Source organism: Flavobacterium sp. UMI-01 (assembly GCF_019656315.1).
GTDB lineage: Bacteria > Bacteroidota > Bacteroidia > Flavobacteriales > Flavobacteriaceae > Flavobacterium.
The window spans coordinates 73,345-93,321 of sequence record NZ_BPLU01000001.1 but is presented as its reverse complement, the minus strand read 5'-3'; the positions used below and the strand labels follow the sequence as shown (position 1 = coordinate 93,321).

Below are 19,977 nucleotides of genomic sequence, written 5' to 3'. Positions count from 1 at the left end.
CAATCATTATAAAGTATCTTTGCGCGCAAGAAACGATATTACAATGACACGAGCGTAGCGACTGCATTAGACCGTTAACATACAATAAGTAAAAAAAATGAATTATTTTTCTTCTGATTTTAAATTGGGAATTCTAGGTGGTGGACAACTAGGTAAAATGTTGTTATTTGACACACGTAAGTTTGACATTCAAACCTATGTTTTAGACCCTAGTGAAGACGCACCAAGTAAAGTAGCTTGCAATCAATTCTTCCAAGGAGATTTGATGGATTTTGAAACCGTTTACAATTTTGGTAAAAAAGTCGATGTATTGACTTTCGAAATTGAATTGGTCAATTTAGAAGCCTTAGAAAAATTAGAAGCCGAAGGATTACCGGTTTATCCTTCGCCAAAAACCCTTCGTTTGATTCAAAATAAAGGCGTTCAAAAAGATTTCTATACTGCAAATAATATCCCAACTGCAGCTTATAAGCGTTTTCCTGATTTGAAAGCCTTGCAAAAAGCAGTAGAGAGAGAAGAAGTCTTGATTCCGTTTGTATGGAAATGCACCGAATTTGGTTATGACGGAAACGGTGTGAAAATTATTCGTGCTACTTCGGATTTTGAAAACATGCCTAATGTAGAATGTATCGCAGAGGAAATGGTTCCGTTCAAGAATGAATTGGCCGTTATCGTGTGTCGCAATCCGTCTGGCGAAATCAAAACCTATCCTGTGGTCGAAATGGAATTTCACCCTGAAGCCAACCAAGTGGAATATGTAATTTGCCCAGCACGAATTGATGATGCCGTAGCCGAAAAAGCCAGAGCCATTGCCTTGAATGTGTCAGAAAAATTCAACCATGTGGGACTATTGGCCGTTGAAATGTTCCAAACCGAAGACGACCAAGTAATCGTAAACGAAGTCGCTCCTCGCCCACACAACTCCGGTCATTATTCTATTGAAGCGAGTTATACTTCACAATTTGAGAATCATTTGCGTGCCATATTAGACTTACCATTAGGAAATACAGACAGTAAAGTCGCTGGAATCATGGTAAACTTAGTGGGAGCCGAAGGTTTTTCTGGAAATGTAGTTTATGAAAACATCGAAACTATTTTAGGATGGAACGGTGTAACTCCTCATATTTATGGTAAAAAACAAACGCGCCCTTTTAGAAAAATGGGGCACGTAACCATCGTCAACGAAAACATGTCTGAAGCCCGAAAAATTGCTGAGGAAGTGAAAAATACGATTAGAGTAATTAGTGGTTAGTAAAATGATATCGGTTTTGCAATTTTATATTATTATTATAGTTAGTATATACTTTTTATATATACCTTTATAGAAAATAATTGCGTTATGAAAACTATATCTTTAAAAATTGATGACGAAATATTTGGCGAAACTGAAACTATTTTGGAATCACTCAATAAACCTCGAAATCGCTACATCAATGAAGCAATCGAGTTTTATAATAAACTGAATAGAAAAAGTTTATTAGCTAAAAAATTAAAATTTGAATCCAAATTAGTAGCTGAAAACTCTATGGATGTTTTAAAAGAATTTGAAGATTTTGATTATGAAAATTAATCAATACGAAATTTGGCTTGCCGATTTAAATCCTCGAAATGGTACTGAATCAGGAAAAATAAGACCTGTATTGATTATTCAAACAAATTTACTCAATGAAGCTAATCATCCTTCAACCATTATTTGTCCTTTGACCACTATTGTACAACCTAAAGCTGAAATTTTACGTGTTCATATCCCCAAAGGAATTGCAAACACCGAAAAAGATTGCGACATTATGATTGATCAAATCAGAGCAATTGACAACACGAGACTTATAAAGAAAATCGGTGTTTTACCGAACAAACTAGCTCAAAAAGTAAAAGAAAATTTAAAAATAATATTGGAATAATAAATTTCAAAAAGCATAAAAAAAGAAAATGAAAGTAGCCGTAATCATGGGAAGCATCTCCGATATGCCCGTAATGCAAGATGCCATCGATATATTAAAATCATTTGATATTGAAGTAGAAGTAGATATTGTATCCGCACATAGAACTCCTGAAAAATTGTTTGATTTTAGCAACAACGCACACCACCGTGGTATTTCGGTAATTATTGCTGGTGCTGGTGGCGCTGCACACTTGCCTGGAATGGTGGCTTCGATGTCGCCATTACCTGTTATTGGAGTTCCTGTAAAATCAAGCAATTCAATTGATGGATGGGATTCGGTTTTGTCTATTCTGCAAATGCCAGGCGGTGTTCCTGTAGCAACGGTTGCTTTGAACGGTGCTAAAAACGCTGGAATCTTAGCTGCTCAAATTATAGGAAGTGCTAATACTGAAATTTTAAACAAAATTGTGGCTTATAAATTAAGCCTAAAAGAAGCGGTTATCAAGGCTTCGGAAGGATTGAAAAAATAATTAAACAATGTACGGACAGGTCGCGACCTGTCCCTTCAAAAATATGGAAATACTTACTCAACATTTCGATACCAAACACAATACAGCCCCTTTTTCAAAAATAAAAATCAGCGATTATTTACCTGCTATTCAAGAAGGAATTGCTTTGGCAAAAGCCGAAATTGACGCCATTGTAAACAATCCTGAAGCGCCTAGCTTCGAGAACACCATCGAGGCTATGGATTACTCTGGAGACATCTTAGATAGAGCTTCGAGTATTTTCTTCAATTTGAATTCGGCTGAGACCAATGACGAAATGCAAAAAATCGCTCAAGAGATTTCGCCTTTGTTATCTGAATTTGGTAATGATATTCGCCTAAATCCTAAATTATTTGCTCGTGTTAAAGCGGTTTATGAATCCAAAGATTCATTGGACCTAACTCCTGAACAAACTACTTTATTAGAAAAAAAATACAAAAGCTTTTCGCGCAACGGAGCTAATTTACCCGAAGACAAAAAAACTAAACTACGTGAAATCGACAAAGAATTATCGAAATTGAGTTTGCAATTTGGCGAAAATGTTTTGGCTGAAACCAATGCGTTCCAAATGCATTTGACAGACGAAAAGGATTTGGCTGGTTTGCCTGAAGGGACTATCGAAGCCGCTCGTTCTTTGGCGAAAGCCCAAGATAAAGAAGGCTGGATTTTCACCTTAGACCACCCCAGTTATATTCCGTTTATGACCTATGCGGATAATCGTGAATTACGCAAAAAATTAGCGATTGCTTTTGGCGCAAGAGGATTTCAAAAAAACGAATTCGACAATCAAGAAATTGTTTTAAAAATTGCCAAACTGCGTTTTGATCGCGCCCAATTGTTAGGTTATACTACGCATGCTCATTTTGTACTGGAGGAGCGCATGGCCGAAAGCCCAGAAAAAGTGACTTCGTTTTTGAATGATATGTTAGCCAAAGCCAAACCAGCAGCCCAAAAAGAGTTTGCTGAACTGTCGGCTTTCGCAAAAAAAATAGACGGAATCGAAACATTGGAAAAATGGGATGGTGCTTATTATTCAGAAAAATTAAAACAACAGTTGTTTAATTTGGATGACGAAAAATTGAAACCCTATTTCCAATTAGAAAAAGTCTTGAACGGGGCTTTTACGATTGCCGAAAAATTATACGGACTCACTTTTACCGAAGTATTTGATATTGACAAATACCATCCTGAGGTGACAACCTATGAAGTTACCGACGAAAACAACAAGCTAATTGCTATTTTCTACGCCGACTTTTTCCCTCGAAAAGGAAAGCGAAACGGTGCTTGGATGACTTCGTTCAAATCGCAATATGTGAAAGATGGTGTAAACGAAAGACCACATATTTCGAATGTTTGCAACTTTACCAAACCTACTGAAACGAAGCCTTCCTTATTGACTTTTAACGAAGTGACTACTTTGTTTCATGAATTTGGACACGGCTTACACGGCATGTTGGCTAACACTATTTATCCAAGTTTATCTGGAACATCAGTATATTGGGATTTTGTTGAATTACCAAGCCAAGTGATGGAAAACTGGTGTTACGAGCCTGAGGCTTTGGCGTTATTCGCCACGCATTACCAAACAGGTGAGGTGATTCCGCAACAATATGTTGAAAAAATCAAAGAAAGCGCGAGTTTCCAAGAAGGTTTAGCCACGTTACGCCAATTGAGTTTTGGATTACTCGACATGGGTTGGCACGGACAAGACCCAACAGCGATTACCGATGTAAAAGCATTCGAAACCGAACAATTCAAAAACACGCAATTATATCCAGATGTAGTCGAAAACGCCATGAGTACAGCATTCTCTCACATCTTTCAAGGAGGGTATTCATCCGGATATTACAGTTACAAATGGGCTGAAGTTTTGGATGCTGATGCTTTTGAATTATTCCAAGAAAAAGGGATTTTCAACAAAGAAGTGGCAACCAAATTCAAAGAAAACATTCTCTCTAAAGGAGGCACTGAACCACCAATGGAATTATACAAACGCTTTAGAGGTCAAGAACCAAAACCAGATGCTTTATTGAAGAGAGCGGGGCTTTTATAGAAATTAAATACAGAATACAAACCGAAGTAGTGATGCTTCGGTTTATTTGTTTCAAAAACTCCCTGAAACAAATCCTATTCACCAATATTATACTAAAATCAGTGAACGTATTCACCAATATTAGTGTTTTTTAAAGTAAAATTACCATCAACCACCAAAGAATCGGGATGCTTTCGACCCAAAAGGACGAATAGTACTTAGAGCGTTTTTCATTGGCAAAAACCAAAAATAAAGCCAGTAAAACAACCAATATCAAATTGACAAATACCTGCTTTTCGATAAAATTAGTTTTTAAAAACTCTAAAAAATAAAACGGCAGCAACAATAACAAACCTAGGATTTTAGTTCGCTTCACCCCTATTTGTTGAGGAACGGTTTTAAGGTGCGGGTCGTCATTGGTTAAATCGATAATTTCGAAAACTAAAATCAGATTGAAAACCAATACAAAGCGTTGTATGCATTTGATGAAAAAATCAAATCCTAATTCTTGATGCGCATTCACCAAGGGCAATAGTAAAGTCACTCCCACCCAGCATAAGGCTACTATATAAATCTTTACCCCAGCCCAGTTGCGAGCGTTTTTACGGTTTGGAAAAAATGGCAAAGTATACAACAACGTCAACAACAAAACCCCTATTGCTACCAACTGCGTAACCCGTTCCAACTTGAAAAAATAATAACCCACCGCCAAAAACGAAATGAAACTCAGAAAGGCAATCAATTTCAATTCGTCACGCATCATACTTTTTTTTTCCCGAGCCAAAGCATCGTATTTTACAAAGTTATACCCCACAATAGTTCCAAAAAACGAAAATAAAGCAATGGGGACATCATACGGAATTCCAAACATAAATTGGGTCATTCGTACCAATGCATAGACCGATAAAGCCACGTGAATACTGGATTTGAGGTAAAAATCAAAAAGAGCCTGAATACGAATCATCTAACAAAAATAATCATTTCAACAAAATGTTTATAAAATCCTTTTACCCAAATAAAATGAATCCTAAAAAACAACGATTTAAAACGGAATTATGTTTATTTTTGCGCCACAAAAAAAACAACCTTTTTACATTTATAGAAAATGAGCATGATCTTGGGTTTCTAAAAGAAACGAATGAAGTGCTATGCTAATTCCATTTTCCGATTAAAAACAGATACTATCTACAAATGAAAACAGATGCTTTTGCTTTAAGACACATAGGTCCAGAAGAGTCCGACCTGCCAAAGATGTTAGAAACAATTGGAGTTGACTCAATTGAACAACTTATCTATGAGACTATTCCAGATGACATTCGCCTAAAAGCACCTCTAAATTTGGATCCTGAAATGACGGAATATGAATACATGAAACATATTACGCACTTAGGAAGCAAAAACAAAATGTTCAAAACCTACATCGGTTTAGGCTATAATCAAGCCATCATTCCTTCGGTTATTTTACGAAATGTATTCGAAAACCCAGGATGGTACACGGCTTACACCCCATATCAAGCAGAAATTGCGCAAGGCCGCCTTGAAGCTATCTTGAATTTCCAAACTACGGTTATCGAATTAACAGGAATGGAAATCGCTAATGCCTCGCTACTGGACGAAGGAACAGCAGCAGCCGAAGCTATGGCCTTGTTACTTGACGTTAGAACAAGAGAGCAAAAGAAAGCCAATGTGTGTAAATTCTTTGTATCTGAAGAAATTTTACCACAAACGCTATCTGTTTTACAAACCCGTTCTACACCAATTGGCGTAGAATTAGTAGTGGGAAATCACGAAGAATTTGATTTTTCAGAGGATTTCTTCGGAGCTATTTTACAATATCCTGGGAAATTTGGACAAGTAAACGATTATACTGCTTTTATTGCAAAAGCTGCCGAAAATGATATTAAAGTAGCCGTTGCTGCTGACATTTTGAGTTTAGCAAAATTAAAACCTCCAGGAGAAATGGGCGCTGCAGTAGTTCTTGGAACCACCCAACGTTTTGGGATTCCATTAGGTTATGGAGGTCCACATGCAGCGTACTTTGCTACCAAAGACGAATACAAGCGTTCAATGCCTGGAAGAATCATTGGGGTAACTCAGGACACCAATGGAAATCGCGCCCTGCGTATGGCATTGCAAACTCGTGAACAACACATCAAACGCGATAAAGCTACTTCCAACATTTGTACAGCACAAGTTTTACTATCTGTAATGGCGAGTATGTATGCGGTTTATCACGGACCAAGAGGTTTAAAATATATTGCTACCAAAGTTCATGCGTCTGCAGTGACATTAGCAAATACTTTGGCAAAATTAGGTTATGAGCAAACCAACACTGCTTTCTTTGACACGATTGTTATTAAAGCAGATGCTAAAAAAATACGTGAAATTGCCGAAGCTAATGAGGTGAATTTCTTTTATCCTACCGAAAATACCGTTTCTATTTCGTTGAACGAAACTATCGGTTTTGGGGATTTAAACAAGGTGGTTTCTATTTTTGCTGCCGCAAAAGAATTAGCGACAATCACTATCAGTGAATTATCAGAAACAATACATTTTCCTGAAAGTTTAATACGAACTTCAAGCTTCTTACAACACGAAGTATTCAACAAATACCACTCTGAAACCGCTTTGATGCGTTACATCAAAATGCTAGAGCGAAAAGATTTGGCATTGAATCACTCGATGATTTCGTTAGGTTCTTGTACAATGAAATTAAATGCAGCTGCTGAAATGTTGCCTTTAAGTTCGCCTAGCTGGAATAGTATTCACCCATTTGCTCCTTTAGACCAAGCGCAAGGGTACCAAGAAATGCTTACTAAACTAGAAGAATACTTAAATGAAATAACTGGCTTTGCCGCTACTACCTTGCAACCTAATTCTGGAGCACAAGGTGAGTATGCAGGATTAATGGTTATTCAAGCTTACCATGAATCAAGAGGTGATCACCATAGAAACATTGCTTTGATTCCATCATCGGCTCACGGGACCAATCCAGCCTCAGCTGCTATGGCGGGTATGAAAGTGGTGGTAACCAAAACCCTTGAAAACGGAAATATTGATGTAGAAGATTTACGTGAAAAAGCGATTTTACACAAAGACAATTTGTCGTGTGTAATGATTACGTATCCTTCTACTCATGGAGTTTACGAAAGTGCTATCAAAGAAATCACCCAAATTGTTCACGATAATGGCGGACAGGTTTATATGGATGGTGCCAATATGAATGCCCAAGTAGGATTAACAAATCCGGCTACCATTGGCGCTGATGTATGCCACCTAAACTTGCACAAAACCTTTGCTATTCCTCACGGAGGTGGAGGACCTGGCGTAGGACCTATTTGCGTAGCACCACAATTAGCACCATTTTTACCAACAAATCCTGTGATTCCAACAGGTGGAGAAAACGCAATCACTGCAATTTCTGCAGCACCATGGGGTTCTGCTTTAGTATGTTTAATCTCCTACGGATACATCCGAATGTTAGGTGCTGAAGGTTTGAAATCAGCTACGGAACATGCTATCTTGAATGCCAATTATATCAAAGAAAAATTAAGCGGTCATTACGACACGCTATATTCTGGAGAAATGGGTCGTGCCGCTCACGAAATGATATTAGAATGCCGTCCTTTCAAACAAAAAGGAATCGAAGTTACGGATATTGCGAAACGTTTGATGGACTACGGTTTCCATGCGCCTACCGTTTCTTTCCCAGTAGCTGGAACCTTGATGATTGAGCCAACAGAAAGTGAAAATCTAGAAGAATTAGACCGTTTTTGTGAAGCAATGATTTCGATTCGTAAAGAAATTGAAAACGCCTCAAGTGAAGATAAAAACAATGTATTAAAAAATGCACCCCATACTTTAGCAATGCTAACCGCTGAAAATTGGGACTTGCCTTATTCTAGAGAAACAGCCGCTTTTCCATTACCTTACATCGCCGAAAATAAATTCTGGCCAAGTGTACGAAGAGCAGATGATGCTTTTGGAGATCGTAATTTAGTGTGCAGTTGTGCTCCTATTGAAGCTTATATGGAAAGCTAATTGACAATTATTCCCTAAAACGTCCCGATGATTTGGGACGTTTTTTTTCATCACTCGCTACGAAAAGAAAAAAATTTAAAAAAAAGACGGTTTCAATTTCTTTATTCAAAAAATCGATAAGACAATCCATTCCTTTTTTATTACTAAAACAAAGAATTCACCAACAATTACCTAACAAAAAAAGAATTCAGCGCTTTAAGAACTTTAAATTAATAATTATGCATGCATAGTATTTTTTATCGTAGATTTATCAGTACATTGTCATAATTATTCTATCACACACCCATGACCATAAAAATAACAGGATCAGGAAGTTATATCCCTGAAAAAGAAATACAAAATTCACATTTTTCTGAACACACCTTTTTAAACGAAGACGGAAGTTCTTTTAAATATCCTAACAATGTCATTATTCATAAATTCAAGGGCATCACAGGAATTGAAAAAAGACGCTATGCTGAGGAGCAATACACCTCTTCTGATTTGGCTTTTTTTGCCGCACAAAAAGCTATTGCTCAAGCCCAAATTGATGCTGAGACGATTGACTACATTATCTTTGCTCACAACTTTGGCGATGTAAAACACGGAACCGTTCAATCCGATATGTTACCTAGTTTGGCTACTCGTGTCAAGAACAAACTCCAAATCAAAAACCCAAAATGTGTGGCTTATGATTTGCTTTTTGGATGTCCAGGCTGGATTGAAGGCGTGCTACAAGCCAATGCTTTTATCAAATCAGGCATGGCAAACCGTTGCCTTGTAATAGGTTCTGAAACGTTATCACGCGTTGTGGATGACCACGACAGAGATTCGATGATTTATTCAGATGGTGCGGGAGCAACGATTATCGAAGCTTCGAACGACGAAACGGGATTGCTGTCCTACGAAAGTGCTACCTATGCTATTGATGAAGCTAATTATTTATTCTTTGGAAAATCATACAATACGGATTTAGACCCTAACACAAGATACATCAAAATGCACGGTCGTAAAATTTATGAATTCGCATTGACCAATGTGCCACTTGCCATGAAAAGTTGTTTAGATAAAAGTGGTGTAAGCATTAATGATGTCAAAAAAATTCTGATTCATCAAGCTAATGAAAAAATGGATGAAGCGATTGTAGAACGTTTTTACAAACTCTACGAAAAAACCGCTCCCGAAAAAATTATGCCCATGTGCATCCATGAATTGGGCAATAGTAGTGTTGCTACAGTCCCTACCCTGTTTGATTTATTAGTGAATAGACAAATTCAAGACCACGAAATCAACAAAGGCGATATCGTAATTTTTGCTTCTGTAGGAGCAGGAATGAACATCAATGCATTTGTATATCGTTATTAAACCCAATAATCAAACAATTGACAGCATAACCGCAGTTCCTTAGTGTCTAAAACCTGAGAACTGCGGTTTTCTTTTTAAAAATTTTATGCATCTTACAGAAATCTTTGTGTCTTTGTGGTAAAAAAGACTACGGATATCTTTGTACATTTGCGCCTTGGATATTATACAATTACAGCATGTACGAAAAAACATTTCCGAATAAACGATTCAAACACACCTTAGCTTTTTTACAAAAACACGTTTCCACCGATGAAACTATTTTGGATTTAGGTGTCCCCAATCCATTTTCCAAAATCATGCAAGAGAATGGCTATCAAGTCATCAACACTACTGGCGAAGATATAGACAAAGATCAATCTGCTCTACAAAATAACCAGTACTCAGTATTTACAGCTTTTGAAATTTTTGAACATTTATTAAACCCTTATACCGTTTTAGAAAATGTTACCTGTGATAAAATATTAATTTCAATCCCTTTACGTTTGTGGTTTTCACCAGCCTATCGCAGTAAAACCGACATGTGGGATAGACATTATCATGAATTTGAAGACTGGCAATTAGACTGGCTCTTAGAAAAAACAGGTTGGAAAATTACTGCTCGAGAAAAATTTACCCATCCCGTAAAGAAAATTGGTTTCAGACCTTTATTGCGCTATTTTACCCCGAGGTATTATATTGTTTGTGCTGAAAGAGCTCAAAAGCTCATCTAAAAAATTCAAATTCCAAATTCCAACCGGAAGCCTAACTCAGCTGAAAGTTATAATCCAGAAACATGAACTATTATATTGTTATTCCTGCTCACAACGAAGAAGAATTTATTGCTCTGACTTTAGAATCCTTAGTTTCACAAACACATTTACCCAAAAAAATAGTAATTGTAAATGATAATTCTACTGACAAAACTGCCGAAATTGTATTGACCTACGCCAAAGAGCATCCATTTATTAGCTTAGTCAACAAAACTTCATCGGCAATACATTTACCTGGAAGTAAAGTTATTCAGGCATTCCAAACGGGTTTTGAAACTTTGGATGAAAATTATGATGTCATTGTAAAATTAGACGCCGACTTGATTTTTCCAAGTAATTATTTTGAAGCCATTACAAAACATTTTCAATCGGACCCTTCAATCGGGATGGTAGGCGGATTTTGCTATATCGAAAAAAATGGTGAATGGGTTCTAGAAAATTTAACTGATAAAGACCATATTCGGGGGGCTTTGAAAGCCTACAGAAAAAAAACTTTTGAACAAATTGGTGGTCTAAGACCTCAAATGGGATGGGACACAGTTGACGAACTTTTATGCAAATTTTACAACTGGAAAATTGTTACTGACCAGTCATTACATGTAAAACACTTAAAACCCACAGGTGCCAACTATAACAAAACAGCGCGTTATAAACAAGGAGAAGCCTTTTACACATTAGGATATGGCTTTATAATTACTGCAATTGCCTCATTAAAGCTAGCTATGCGCAAAGGAAAACCATTCCTTTTTGTTGATTACATTCAAGGGTTTTTAAAAGCTAAAAAAGAAAACAAACCTATGTTAGTCACTCCTAATCAAGCTCAATTCATCCGCAAGTATCGCTTAAAAAAAATGAAAGAAAAACTGTTTGGATAAAACATCGGCGGGAAAAAGCTCTCTCTGATACCCCATAACTCATAACTTATAACTATTTTTGACAATATTTAATACATTATGATGCTCATTCGATATATATCTCAAATAGGGAAATACTTCTTAATGATAAGGGAAATATTCATCAAACAAACCAAATGGTCTGTGATGCGTAATCTTATCTTCAAAGAAATTGACGATTTAATCATTGGTTCACTCGGAATAGTAGCTTTCATCTCGTTCTTTGTAGGAGGAGTTGTTGCCATACAAACTGCTTTAAACTTGACCAATCCTTTAATACCCAAATACCTAATTGGTTTCGCCACTAGACAGTCGGTTATTTTAGAATTTGCCCCTACTTTCATCTCTGTAATTATGGCTGGAAAAATGGGTTCGTTTATCACCTCAAGTATTGGAACGATGCGGGTTACGGAACAAATTGACGCACTTGAAGTAATGGGAGTCAATTCCTTAAACTACTTAGTATTTCCTAAAATTATTGCTTTGCTTTTATACCCATTTGTGATAGGAATCAGTATGTTCCTAGGCATTATGGGAGGATGGATTGCTGGTGTATATGGGGGATTTACCTCGGCAGCTGATTTTATTGCAGGTGCCCAAATGGATTTTATTCCTTTCCACGTCACTTATGCCTTTATAAAGACTTTTATTTTTGCCATTTTACTAGCAACAATTCCCTCTTTTCATGGTTACTATATGAAGGGTGGTGCACTTGAAGTAGGAAAAGCGAGCACAGTATCTTTTGTATGGACTTCGGTTTGTATTATTTTATTTAACTATATCCTAACCCAATTATTACTTGGCTCATGATAGAAGTAAAAAACATAGAAAAATCATTTGGCGAAAACAAAATTCTAAAAGGAATTTCGACTGTTTTTGAAACAGGAAAGACGAACCTGATTATAGGGCAAAGTGGTTCTGGAAAAACTGTCTTACTCAAAAGTCTTTTAGGCATCCATACGCCAGAATCAGGTCAAATTATTTTTGACGGGCGAATTTATTCGGAGTTAGAAGATGAAGAAAAAAGAGAATTACGTACCGAAATCGGAATGGTTTTTCAAGGCAGTGCTTTATTTGACTCCATGACTGTTGCCGAAAACGTTGGTTTTCCGTTAAAAATGTTTACCCGAAATAATAGGTCTCAAATCAAAGAGCGAGTTGATTTTGTATTAGAAAGAGTCAATTTAACAGATGCTCATAAAAAATTACCTTCGGAGATTTCAGGAGGAATGCAAAAACGTGTAGCTATTGCTCGTGCTATTGTCAACAATCCTAAATATCTTTTTTGTGATGAACCTAACTCGGGATTAGATCCAAATACGTCCATACTAATCGACAACCTCATCAAAGAAATCACGGAAGAATATAATATCACTACGGTTGTCAACACACATGATATGAACTCGGTGATGGAAATAGGAGATAATATTGTTTTTCTGAAAAACGGACTAAAAGAATGGCAAGGAAATAAAGATGAAATTTTCTATACAGACAATGAAGCTGTGACTGCATTTGTTTATTCCTCTAATTTATTCAAAAAGGTAAGAGAAGCGCATTTGAAAGGATAAACATTGTAATTTACAAAATCCCAATTTCCAATTTAAAGTCAAATGGAATTTGGGATTTAATTTTGGATGATTTCTACCTCAGCATTCGGATTGAAGAGATAGGTTTTGCCGGAATTAATTTCAATACATTCAAAACGTTTGGTCCGTACGGCAATTTTTTTAAACACCTTTCCGTTTTTTATTCTAAACACACTGCCATAAGGGAGTTCAAAAATATAATTTTTATCCGTAGGCTTATCGTATTGCTTGAGCGCCAAAGACAACGTAGTATCCGTATCACTACTGGCAGAAGGATTTCTAAAATGACGAGCTAAAAGTGGCAATAATTGAGTTGGAAAAATCTCTGGCCTCAGATAGGGCACCATCAATTGTTGAAAAGTATATTTCCACTCGTTACCATGGGGCTTAATGTTCCGACCGTATTTTTCAAACGCTACTAAATGAGCAATTTCATGAATAAGGGTTATCAAAAAGCGGTATTTATTCAGACTCCCATTAACTGTTATTTCGTGCTTGCCATTTAACGCTCTACGGTAATCGCCATGGCGTGTGGCGCGTTCATTGACAATTTTTAAATGCACACCATGCGTCACAATCAAATCAAAAATGGGTTTGACTGCGTATTCAGGGATATATTTAGATAACGTTTCGTTCAAAAGAAGCTATGCGTTTTTGTTATTGGATAAAAAGTTATGGTTCATTTGTTGAGTATTGTAAATTGAATAGTTTCATCAAATCTCATACTCTATAGATGTGCTATTTTTTTTTAAGGATTAGAAGACGATACTTGAATCACCTTCCCATTAAAATATTTATTGCCAGTCAAAGTAAAATCATAAATATAATGAGCCATTTCAGCCGCTGATAATGGTGCTTGATAACCTGGAAAAGCTTCGTTTAACATTTCTGTTTGTACAGCCCCAAGTGCCAAAACATTAAATGCTATCCCTCGTTCTTTATATTCTTCTGCCAATAATTCGGTTAATGTAATTACAGCCCCTTTACTGGAACTATACGCGGCTAGACCAGCAAATTTCAAACTCCCTTGAATTCCTCCCATCGAACTTATCGTCACTACATGACTTCCTTTTTGTAAATAGGGCAAACAGATGCGTGTCAAATTAGCCACAGCAAAAACATTAATTCGGTAAATAGATTCAAAATCTTTTTGGGTAGTTTCTGCAAAAGGTTTCAAAATCAAACCACCTGCATTATGAATAATCCCATCAATTTTTTTCCACGTAGTCGCTACAAAATTAGCAATCTTAATCAAATCATCTTCAGTGGATAAATCTACAGAAAGGCAGCTTATATTAGGATGCTCTATGAGTATGCGAGGGGTTTTTCTTGAAAGTGCTAGTACTTGATGACCCGATTTTGCAAATTGTAAAGCCAATTCATACCCAATTCCTCGGCTAGTTCCTGTGATGATGATGTTCTTCATTGAAATGTTTTTGCTAAATTAAAAAAAATCCATCAAGTCTGGGACTAAATGGATTTTTTTGGATTAATTATAATGATTTAAAACGCGCTCCAGTTACTCTTTTACAAATTTAGAGGCAAACTTTTGTTGACCTGCAAACATTTCTACAAAATAAATTCCTACTGGCAATTTTTCAACATTGATTGAAGCAGTGTTTTCACTTTGAACTAAGACTACTTTTCCTGTTCCATCGATTATCGACACGCTATCAACGGAAATTTGCTCAGGAACACTTAATTGAATTGTTGATGTCGTTGGATTAGGATAAATAGAGATACTCACTGTTGGCATTTCAGATTGCTCAGTTGAAAGGGTTATTGCACTAGAATAATTATAAATAGTTCTACTCGATAATGTGAAATTATTTAAAACGCTATCAAACCAATAATAAGAAGACTGAAGTAATTTATTGACATAAGGAAAATCTTCAAAGAGATATTCCACCCCTGTTTTATCTTTAAAAGGATGTGCAAAATTATCCATAAGACTTGCTGTGTCATATTCATATTCTTCCTTGGATTTTGAGCCAGAATACTCATTAATTTCAGAAGTTCTGTTTCCAGCAACATCTATCACATAATCCATTTTATCCACTTCAACCCAAAGATTATTGAATTTATCCCAATCGGCACCACGGGTTGCGATGATTTTATTGCTTCCGTTATAAGTAATAAGGGTTTTATAAGAGTTTACCCATTGTGAATTTTCCCAATTTTCAGTTAAATTTTCGGTCATTTTATTATTCACATTATAGACCAAGGTCTCTCTTGAATCTAGTTCCCATTGTGTACCATCCCAATTATAAAACAACGCCGATTCAGGCAAATTGTTACCATTATAAGTCAATTCCACTTTCCATTCATTTACCCAACTGGAGTTTTCCCAAACTTTAGATTCTTGCCCTACTAATTTACCATTGCTGTAAGTATAATTATCTTTATACGAATTTTCAAACATATTTGTTGTAGCGTTCCAGTCTTGTCCTAACTTTTCAGTTACTTTGTTATTTCCATCATATACATAAGTGGTTTTGGAACGATTCTTCCAAGCTCCATTTATCCATTCCAAGTCTGTTTCGGCAACCAAATTGTTATTGCCATCATAATCATAATTATGCCCCCAACTATTAATCCAATTACTCCCATCCAAATATTGATCAATACTAGAAAGTAATTTAGTTTGCGATTTTACATTTATGGTAAAAACGATTAAAATAAGTAAAGTAATTTTTTTCATATGGCTTGATTTTAAAGGTTACATAATTCGACAATATGAAGTTTCATTTTTTATTAATAAATAAAAAAACAGTTTCTATTATTATAGTAAAAGTAACACAACCATACAGATATAGAAATACCTACAAAGGGGTATTCTACTCATCACTAACACATTAGACAATCCCTTGAAGAATGCAATTTTTAACCAGTTCCGCAGTATTTTTCGAGTCTGATTTAGCCAAGATATTTTTACGATGTGTTTTGACCGTCATGACACTAATGCAAAGTTTTTCAGCAATTTCCTCATTGTTCAAGCCTTCACTTATGAGTTTTATAATGTTTATTTCTCTTTCTGAAAATGTATTTGTCACCTGATTTTCATTATCAATACTAAGATTCATATAAGATGGCTCTCCATCCAAACCAATTAAAGAAACCGTATGCGTATTCCGATTGCTTAAATGGTCAATTCGAGTATGGATATTAAGGGATTTTCCCAGCCCGCCATTATCATCCATAGAAAGCATTAACGACTGATGATTAAACAAGGCATAAGAACCGTTTTCTAAACGAAATCTAAAACTATAGTTTATTTTATATCTCAATAGTTTTTCGCTACCTATTTTTTTGTAGAAAAAATCAATAATAAAAGCTTCTGCCTTAGTGACAAACTCTAAATCATCAGGATGAATTGCATCCAAAATAGCATCAAAAGTTACGGTTTCTGGGTCAAATCCATGAATTTCTCTAATCGCTGGACTTACATTTTCTAAAGACATATCATAAAAATCAATGATATAGAAATAAAAGAGTCCAGTACTAATTATAGCATTGGTTAACTTATCAAAAGAAACCTTACAAGCCAATGCGCTCTTTGCAATCCTATTGGGAGACCAAACGTCATACAAGTTTTGAATTTCTGATTTCATTTGTAATTTTTTTACCCCACAATATAGTTCATTTTTTTAAGAAAAAACATAGAGAAAGAAATCAAAATATTATTTAAGCCAAATTACGCAATTGGAATTTACAAAACTTTTTTTTCAATTTCGGGCAATTACTCAATTTTCAATCATTGACTCAAGAGCTTTACACGAACTTCGAAGCAAATAGTTTACAATTTTTTCTTCAAAAAACTTCCGCAAACCCACGAATTTATTAAAAAATTTCGTTCCCCTAGGAAACCCTCTGCAGAATTTGGGTTTAAGTAAAAACCCATTCGTACTACCAACTCCATCCTAGAGTTCTTTCCATTTTGAAACGCTTGAAAACACAACAATGCCAATAATTCACGCGCAATGCTACTACCAAAAATAAAAAAATCCCGACGAATCGGGATTTTATAAAAGTTTCAATGCATTGAAATTATTTCAATTTTTTCTTGATAGCTACTTCATGGTAACATTCTATCACATCACCTTCTTCAATGTCATTGTATCCTTTAATTTGAATACCACAATCATATCCTTTGGTTACTTCTTTCACATCATCTTTGAAACGTTTCAAGGCAACTAATTCTCCTTCGTGAACTACAACGCCGTCACGAACAACTCTGATTTTAGCATTACGTTGGATTTTACCATCAACTACCATCGAACCAGCAATAGTACCTACCTTAGAGATTTTAAACAATTCTCTGATTTCAGCAGTTCCTAATACTTCTTCTTTCATTTCAGGCGCCAACATTCCTTCCATTGCATCTTTCAAATCATCGATAGCTGCATAGATAATAGAATAATAACGGATATCAATTTCTTCTTTATCAGCCAATTGCCTAGCATTTCCAGCAGGACGAACGTTAAATCCGATAATAATCGCATCAGAAGCCGAAGCCAACATAACGTCAGTTTCTGTAATTGCTCCAACACCTTTATGAATGATATTAATTTGAATTTCTTCGGTTGACAATTTAGAGAACGAATCAGACAATGCTTCTACAGAACCATCCACATCACCTTTAAGGATAACGTTCAATTCTTTAAATTGACCTAAAGCAATACGACGACCAATTTCATCAAGTGTAATATGACGTTGCGTACGTACGGATTGTTCACGCATTAATTGAGAACGTTTTGCAGCAATTTGTTTGGCTTCTTTTTCGTCTTCAAAAATATTGAACTTATCCCCTGCTGTAGCAGCCCCATCCAAACCTAGTACTGATACAGGAGTCGAAGGACCAGCAACAGAAACGGCATTTCCTCTTTCGTCATGCATCGCTTTAATTTTACCGTGATGCTTACCTGCTAGCATATAGTCACCAATTCTTAACGTACCGTGTTGTACCAAGATTGTAGATACATATCCTTTACCTTTATCCAAATACGCTTCAACAACAGTTCCTTGTGCTGCTTTATTAGGGTTAGATTTTAAATCCAAAATCTCAGCCTCTAACAATACTTTTTCTAATAATTCTTTTACTCCAGTTCCTACTTTTGCAGAGATATCATGAGATTGGATTTTTCCTCCCCAATCTTCAACAAGTAAATTCATACTTGCCAAACGTTCTTTAATTTTATCCACATTTGCATTTGGCTTATCAATTTTATTAATAGCAAAAATGATAGGTACTCCAGCTGCTTGTGCATGGCTTATTGCTTCTTTAGTTTGTGGCATGATATCATCATCGGCCGCAATTACGATAATAGCAATATCGGTAACTTGAGCTCCACGTGCACGCATCGCAGTAAACGCCTCGTGACCTGGTGTATCTAAGAACGCAATTTTTTGTCCGTTATCCAAAGTTACTCCGTAGGCACCAATATGTTGTGTAATTCCTCCAGACTCACCTGCTATTACATTTTCTTTACGGATGTAATCCAGCAAGGACGTTTTACCGTGGTCAACGTGACCCATTACGGTTACGATTGGCGCTCTAAATACTAAATCTTCTTCTTTATCTTCAACAACTTCAATTGCTTCTTCGATATCCACAGTTATAAACTCAACGTCATAACCAAACTCATCAGCAACGATAGTTAATGTTTCCGCATCCAAACGTTGGTTCATGGTTACCATGATACCTAAAGACATACAAGTTCCAATTACTTTAGTAATCGGCACATCCATCATGATGGCAATCTCTCCTACAGTTACAAACTCGGTAACTTTGATTGTCTTGCTTTCTTCGTCTAAAGCTCTTTGTTCTTCATCCGATTTTTGACGGTGCGTATCTCTTTTATCTCTTCTGTATTTCGCCGCTTTAGATTTTCCTCCTTTTTTTCCTTGGAGTTTCTCTAAAGTTTCACGAATTTGATTTTTAACTTCTTCTTCCGTAGGCTCAACTTTGGCAACAATCGCTGGACGATTGCCTTTTACAAAACCTGGACGAGTATTTCGGTTTGCATTAAAACCTCCACCTGTATTAGGTGTAATTTTATTAGGCCCTGATGCTCCTGGAGCACCTGGTGTTCCTGGTTTGGTTTGAATACGTTTTCTTTTATTCTTATTAGCCCCTGGCGCACCTGGGGTTCCTGGTTTGTTAGGAGTGATTTTTGGTTCCTCCTTTTTCTTTTTAGGCTTATTGAATTGAGACAAATCAATCGTTTGTCCCGTCAATTTAGCACCTGATAATTTTTGGTACTGGGTTGCAATAGCCTCCGTTTCTTCTGCAGGAGTATTTTCAGCCTTAGGAGCGGCTTTAGTTTCCTCTTTTACCGCTTCTTTTTTGGTTTCTTTAGACTCTACAACAGGTATTTTAGGCTCTTTTTTGTCTGAAACAAGTTTTTCTGGCGCAACTTCTTTAGTTTCCTTTTTATCAGCTGTTCCTTTTTCTTTGGATTCTGCAACAGGCTCAACAGGAGTTTTAGCAGGAGCGGCAGCTGGTGGAGCAGTGTTTTTCTTAGGATTGAGATCGATCTTACCTACTTGAACAGGACCTGTAACAATGGCTCTCGCCTTGATTACTTCTTGTTGTTTTAAACGTTCCTCTTCTTCCTGCTTACGTTTATCTTCTAATTCATTCTCTCTCTCAACACGTAACGCTTCTTTCTCTTTTCTTCTTTCTTCTCCTACTTCTTTTGAAGCTTCTTTTTTCCCTCTGTCACCCGCAAATTGACCGCACAAGACATTGTACACTTCATTAGAAATCTTTGTGTTTGGATTAGACTCAATATTAATCCCTTTATCTTTAAGATAATCCACAGCTCTTTCTAAGGAAATATTCAATTCTCTTAAAACTTTGTTTATTCTAATAATTCTTTCTTCAGACATAAAATCTTTTT

Annotated in this window: 17 protein-coding genes; 11 read left to right on the top strand and 6 right to left on the bottom strand. The window is 36.2% G+C overall.

All coding sequences use genetic code 11. The features are described 5' to 3' along the window. Positions 1-97 precede the first annotated feature (97 nt). The 5 genes from K5R64_RS00435 to K5R64_RS00415 all read left to right on the top strand — a co-directional run bounded on the left by K5R64_RS00435 (position 98) and on the right by K5R64_RS00415 (position 4,483). Complete coding sequence (locus K5R64_RS00435; protein ID WP_220759722.1) at positions 98-1,252, top strand: 5-(carboxyamino)imidazole ribonucleotide synthase; 1,155 nt, start codon at positions 98-100, stop codon at positions 1,250-1,252. 87 nt (positions 1,253-1,339) lie between these two features. Further along, positions 1,340-1,570: a ribbon-helix-helix domain-containing protein gene (locus K5R64_RS00430; RefSeq protein WP_220759720.1), complete on the top strand. Its 231-nt coding sequence runs from the start codon at positions 1,340-1,342 to the stop codon at positions 1,568-1,570. Next, the gene (locus K5R64_RS00425) at positions 1,560-1,901 is read left to right on the top strand and encodes a type II toxin-antitoxin system PemK/MazF family toxin (RefSeq protein WP_220759718.1); all 342 of its coding nucleotides are present in this window, start codon (positions 1,560-1,562) and stop codon (positions 1,899-1,901) included. The genes K5R64_RS00430 and K5R64_RS00425 overlap by 11 nt, the downstream gene beginning before the upstream one ends. A 28-nt stretch (positions 1,902-1,929) precedes the next feature. Next, on the top strand, positions 1,930-2,412 hold the full coding sequence (gene purE / locus K5R64_RS00420) for a 5-(carboxyamino)imidazole ribonucleotide mutase (protein WP_220759716.1): 483 nt from the start codon (positions 1,930-1,932) through the stop codon (positions 2,410-2,412). 43 nt (positions 2,413-2,455) lie between these two features. Continuing rightward, positions 2,456-4,483 (top strand): M3 family metallopeptidase, encoded by a 2,028-nt coding sequence (locus tag K5R64_RS00415; protein WP_220759715.1) that lies wholly within the window; start codon positions 2,456-2,458, stop codon positions 4,481-4,483. 130 nt (positions 4,484-4,613) lie between these two features. Here the strand turns inward: K5R64_RS00415 and K5R64_RS00410 are convergent, their stop codons facing one another. Further along, positions 4,614-5,426, bottom strand: coding sequence for a hypothetical protein (locus K5R64_RS00410; RefSeq protein ID WP_220759713.1), 813 nt, complete (start codon positions 5,424-5,426; stop codon positions 4,614-4,616). A 227-nt stretch (positions 5,427-5,653) separates the two neighbouring features. Here K5R64_RS00410 and gcvP point away from each other — a divergent pair, with 227 nt between their 5' ends. The 6 genes from gcvP to K5R64_RS00380 all read left to right on the top strand — a co-directional run bounded on the left by gcvP (position 5,654) and on the right by K5R64_RS00380 (position 13,057). Beyond that, positions 5,654-8,503 carry an aminomethyl-transferring glycine dehydrogenase gene (gcvP, locus tag K5R64_RS00405; protein ID WP_220759711.1) on the top strand — a complete coding sequence of 950 codons (2,850 nt, stop codon included), beginning with the start codon at positions 5,654-5,656 and terminating at the stop codon, positions 8,501-8,503. 285 nt (positions 8,504-8,788) lie between these two features. Further along, the gene (locus K5R64_RS00400) at positions 8,789-9,847 is read left to right on the top strand and encodes a 3-oxoacyl-ACP synthase III family protein (protein WP_220759709.1); all 1,059 of its coding nucleotides are present in this window, start codon (positions 8,789-8,791) and stop codon (positions 9,845-9,847) included. A gap of 176 nt (positions 9,848-10,023) precedes the next feature. After that, the gene (locus tag K5R64_RS00395; RefSeq protein ID WP_220759706.1) at positions 10,024-10,557 is read left to right on the top strand and encodes a methyltransferase; all 534 of its coding nucleotides are present in this window, start codon (positions 10,024-10,026) and stop codon (positions 10,555-10,557) included. Between the two features lie 62 nt (positions 10,558-10,619). After that, complete coding sequence (locus K5R64_RS00390; protein ID WP_220759704.1) at positions 10,620-11,471, top strand: glycosyltransferase family 2 protein; 852 nt, start codon at positions 10,620-10,622, stop codon at positions 11,469-11,471. A 78-nt stretch (positions 11,472-11,549) separates the two neighbouring features. Continuing rightward, positions 11,550-12,299: an ABC transporter permease gene (locus K5R64_RS00385; protein WP_220759702.1), complete on the top strand. Its 750-nt coding sequence runs from the start codon at positions 11,550-11,552 to the stop codon at positions 12,297-12,299. Continuing rightward, a complete protein-coding gene (locus tag K5R64_RS00380) occupies positions 12,296-13,057 on the top strand; it encodes an ABC transporter ATP-binding protein (RefSeq protein ID WP_220759700.1) in 762 nt (253 codons plus the stop codon). The genes K5R64_RS00385 and K5R64_RS00380 overlap by 4 nt, the downstream gene beginning before the upstream one ends. Positions 13,058-13,113: 56 nt before the next feature. Here the strand turns inward: K5R64_RS00380 and K5R64_RS00375 are convergent, their stop codons facing one another. The 5 genes from K5R64_RS00375 to infB all read right to left on the bottom strand — a co-directional run bounded on the left by K5R64_RS00375 (position 13,114) and on the right by infB (position 19,966). Then, the gene (locus tag K5R64_RS00375) at positions 13,114-13,713 is read right to left on the bottom strand and encodes a SprT-like domain-containing protein (protein ID WP_220759698.1); all 600 of its coding nucleotides are present in this window, start codon (positions 13,711-13,713) and stop codon (positions 13,114-13,116) included. 110 nt (positions 13,714-13,823) lie between these two features. Further along, entirely contained in the window at positions 13,824-14,501 is a 678-nt protein-coding gene (locus tag K5R64_RS00370; protein WP_220759696.1) for an SDR family oxidoreductase, read from the bottom strand. A gap of 93 nt (positions 14,502-14,594) precedes the next feature. Next, entirely contained in the window at positions 14,595-15,776 is a 1,182-nt protein-coding gene (locus tag K5R64_RS00365; RefSeq protein WP_220759694.1) for a T9SS type A sorting domain-containing protein, read from the bottom strand. 154 nt (positions 15,777-15,930) lie between these two features. Further along, positions 15,931-16,686 (bottom strand): LuxR C-terminal-related transcriptional regulator, encoded by a 756-nt coding sequence (locus K5R64_RS00360; protein WP_220759691.1) that lies wholly within the window; start codon positions 16,684-16,686, stop codon positions 15,931-15,933. Between the two features lie 436 nt (positions 16,687-17,122). After that, positions 17,123-19,966, bottom strand: a complete 2,844-nt coding sequence (infB, locus tag K5R64_RS00355) for a translation initiation factor IF-2 (protein ID WP_220759689.1) — start codon at positions 19,964-19,966, stop codon at positions 17,123-17,125. Positions 19,967-19,977: the final 11 nt, after the last annotated feature.